The organism is Pseudomonas atagonensis (assembly GCF_011369485.1).
GTDB lineage: Bacteria > Pseudomonadota > Gammaproteobacteria > Pseudomonadales > Pseudomonadaceae > Aquipseudomonas > Aquipseudomonas atagonensis.
In genome coordinates, this window is the sequence record NZ_VXCA01000050.1 from 1 (window position 1) to 3,139 (window position 3,139).

Genomic DNA, 3,139 nt, shown 5'->3' on the forward strand with positions numbered 1-3,139 from the left:
GCACCGGGCGTGGGTAGCGGAATCGGGATTTTGATTCCGTTGATTCCGGGGCTGGCGGACAAGGATAAGTTCGGGAGGTTACTCGAAAGTGCCCCGCGCAGTCACAAAGCGAGGTACCAACTCCTCGATGAAAAATCGGGCGAGCCGGCTATAGGAAGCCCCTATACCCTAAAGCTTGCAGATGGAACGAAAGTCGCAGGCCTCACAGATCACGAGGGAAAAACCTTTTTGGCTCGTAGTGCAGAACCAGCAGAAGTTGAACTTTTTCTACCTGAGCGTAAACCAGAGCCTAAACAGCCTTTAATCAGAGCAGGTGAAAGTGCTCCAACCGAAATGACACTGGATTACAAAACAGCCACGGAGGGTAATTAAATGCCGGTCATCCAACCACCTGACGCACCAAAAGGCTGTACGACCACCAGCGTGAAAGGCGAAGTGACGATTGGCACGGTCGCTCCTCACAATCAAGGCTATTTGATGGAGAAAGCGAGGTACGCTGCTCGCTTTCCTAGGTTAACAGTCAAGCCACTTAAGGGCGGCGGCGTCACTGATGTCGAGCTAAAACAGCTTGTCATGAGCGGACTGATCAAAGCTGATGAGTATCGCCACGACTTCCGCTGGGACTATAAGGCTGAAGTTAGTTTCGATATGTCTCCCAAAAGACCAAAGCCTCCTATTCCGTTTCTGAGTACATCTTTGTTCAGAGACCAAAAGCCTGATCCCGATCGGCGCCACACCATGACTTTTTTCCCAAGTGGAAGAACGTCCGGATTGCTTCGCCGCCCCGACGTGATCATTGTGCAAAACCCTAAGAAGCGCTGGCCAGGAACAGAAAGCCTCGACCATGATGGTGCGAAGCACGAAGACAACCTTGAACGAGTTGTAGAGGTCAAATTCCCTAATGACTTTTTATCTCAGGATCAGCGCCAGGACTACGAGCGAATTGCGGGAAAAAAAAGCCGATTTGCAGTACTTGAAGTGAGTGACTGCCGGGATGATGAGGATCGTAAACGAGATAAGGAATACAACAGGGAGCATAAGCCAACGCGAGCGACTGACCCTGCAAAATGGCTACCTTTGTTACCACCAAAGACTCCTGGGCGCCCACCCCGGCCGGCCCCGGTTCCAGTCCCTGCCTATGGGCCAGAACCAGCTGCCCGTGCAGCTCACATTGAAAGTTGGACTCAACAAGTACAAAGCGCTGTGGATAGTTTGTTAGAGCAAGGCGCACAAGGTATTCGCCAATTGTCTGAGGACATGCAAAAGCATTTGCACGAAGCCATGACATGGCTTGACTCTAAAGGTGAATGGGTGAGAAACGAGACCCAGAAAACTTGGCAGTGGCTAAGTGAAAAAGGCGGGAAGGTTTTAAGCTGGACAGATGATCAGTTGAGAGCAATCTGGATGGAAGTACAACGCTACACTGATCTCACCCTTGAGATGCTAAAGGAAATCAACTGGGCTCAAGTGCTTGTTGATTTAGGCATCGCTGTCGCAACGGTTGTCGTTGTGGTTGCGATCGGTGCGGGACTGGTCAGTTTGGGAATTCCTGCGGCGTTGGTTTCAGGCTTCTTGCTATTAATCCGCTTGGCTATCGCGGCTTGGGGAGCATTGGCTGCAGTTTTGAGTGCTGGCGTGGCAGCAGCCGGCACAGCAGTAGCCGGAGCAACTGCAAGCGTAACTGGAGCCGTAGCTGGCACGGCTGCGACCCTCACAGGATTAGTCGTCGTTCCGGCTACGGCAGCAGCACATTGAGAATTAGAGCATGAATGAATTAGAGAAACTATCAGCAAATGCGCCAGACTTATCGTTCGAACTGGAGGACGGAACCTCTGTAGTGAGACTCGGTGTAATTGCTACCGTTTACTTTAAAGAAGGTTACACAACCACAAAGAAGTCAAAAATCATTGAGTGCTTTGAAAAATACCATGATGATTTCGGAGCATATCTTAAAGGGTTGCTTCAGGACAGCTACAAAAAATTGACTTCGACCTCATTGGAAAAAGCCATTTCCAAAATACGCTCATCATCCGGCAATGATCGGTGCGAATTACACCTGACCAGCGCGTCGAGTACAAAGGAAGCTGCCAGTTATGGAATATCCATACTTAACTCCCGGGAAATCCACGAAGATAGCGAGCGGTCATATATAAAAATAGTTTTCCCCTGGGATGTTTTGTCCACAGATGAGGGACGTGCGACTTATAGAGCATGGGTAAAATACCTGTGCAACCAAGTCGAAGCAGAGCATGGTTATGGTGGGTTATCGACGGTACTACCATTCGATTATGATAGCTATATGCCTATGGAGTACGAACTCGCTCAAAAATATAGCGGTCTAGACGTTGACTCAATGCCTCACAGCTTGTCATCAGAACTAGTAAACTATATAAAAGGCGTCAATTGGCAAACCATCATTGGAAACTCTTTTGTTGAGAGCATTGGCGGAGAAACCGTTCTGCGACAGAGGTTAAGCGGGCGCGGCGACATCAATTTTTTCAATTATGACTATGGCATCATTATTCAAGCGGGGGAATATCCCAAACTGGGCACAACAGGTGAAAATGAACTCGGTGCTTATGTTGCGGTAAACCGAATCGTAAAATCAGTGCGAATTCCAGAACCGGATCAAATCCATCATTACTCTCCTTATGGAAACTGCTTCGACGAGGAAAGTACAAAGCGATGGTATGCACGGTTTGACCGGGACGAAAGTAGCGCTACCCCTACCCGTATTGAGTCGAATCAACCATGCACGAAAGATGGCTACTGGTTCACTCCTGCCAAAGCAAATTCGAGAAGATACTTCAAACAAGGCGAATTAATGCCTAGTTTTAATGACTCAGACTGGGGTGATACGCTTTGGTATTGGTCAGGCGAAGAATAAGCAGCCCTGTCATTCGCTCAGCTCTGACTTTCAGACGCTGAGCGAAGCTCGTTTGAAGTTAAGAATGGGCTGTTGCTCTGCACCAGTAAAAGTAAACGGAATTCAAGGCATGCTGGACGCCAACGCTACCCACATCACCCTCACGCTCGAAGGCGCCAACGCCGACCTACAAGTCCTCAGCTTCACCGGTCGCGAAGCCCTCAACGAACCGTTCCGTTTCGACCTCGAACTGGTCAGCGCCCGCCCCGATCT

The 3,139-nt window shown here is 49.5% G+C and carries 3 protein-coding genes and 1 pseudogene; all 4 read left to right on the forward strand.

The genetic code is table 11. From position 1 onward, the window contains the following. The coding region (locus tag F2P67_RS27665; protein WP_218583454.1) for a hypothetical protein at positions 1 to 372 on the forward strand (372 nt) is incomplete at its 5' end. Continuing rightward, the gene (locus tag F2P67_RS27095) at positions 373 to 1,755 is read left to right on the forward strand and encodes a VRR-NUC domain-containing protein (protein WP_166226242.1); all 1,383 of its coding nucleotides are present in this window, start codon (positions 373 to 375) and stop codon (positions 1,753 to 1,755) included. Between the two features lie 10 nt (positions 1,756 to 1,765). Then, positions 1,766 to 2,887: a type VI immunity family protein gene (locus F2P67_RS27100; RefSeq protein WP_166226244.1), complete on the forward strand. Its 1,122-nt coding sequence runs from the start codon at positions 1,766 to 1,768 to the stop codon at positions 2,885 to 2,887. A gap of 109 nt (positions 2,888 to 2,996) precedes the next feature. After that, a pseudogene (locus F2P67_RS27890) lies at positions 2,997 to 3,139 on the forward strand (type VI secretion system tip protein TssI/VgrG); the annotation flags it as partial.

Excerpts from the sequence above, each read along its gene's own strand:
- F2P67_RS27095 (WP_166226242.1), top strand. The coding sequence starts at position 373 with ATGCCGGTCATCCAACCACCTGACGCACCAAAAGGCTGTACGACCACC.
- F2P67_RS27100 (WP_166226244.1), top strand. The coding sequence starts at position 1,766 with ATGAATGAATTAGAGAAACTATCAGCAAATGCGCCAGACTTATCGTTC.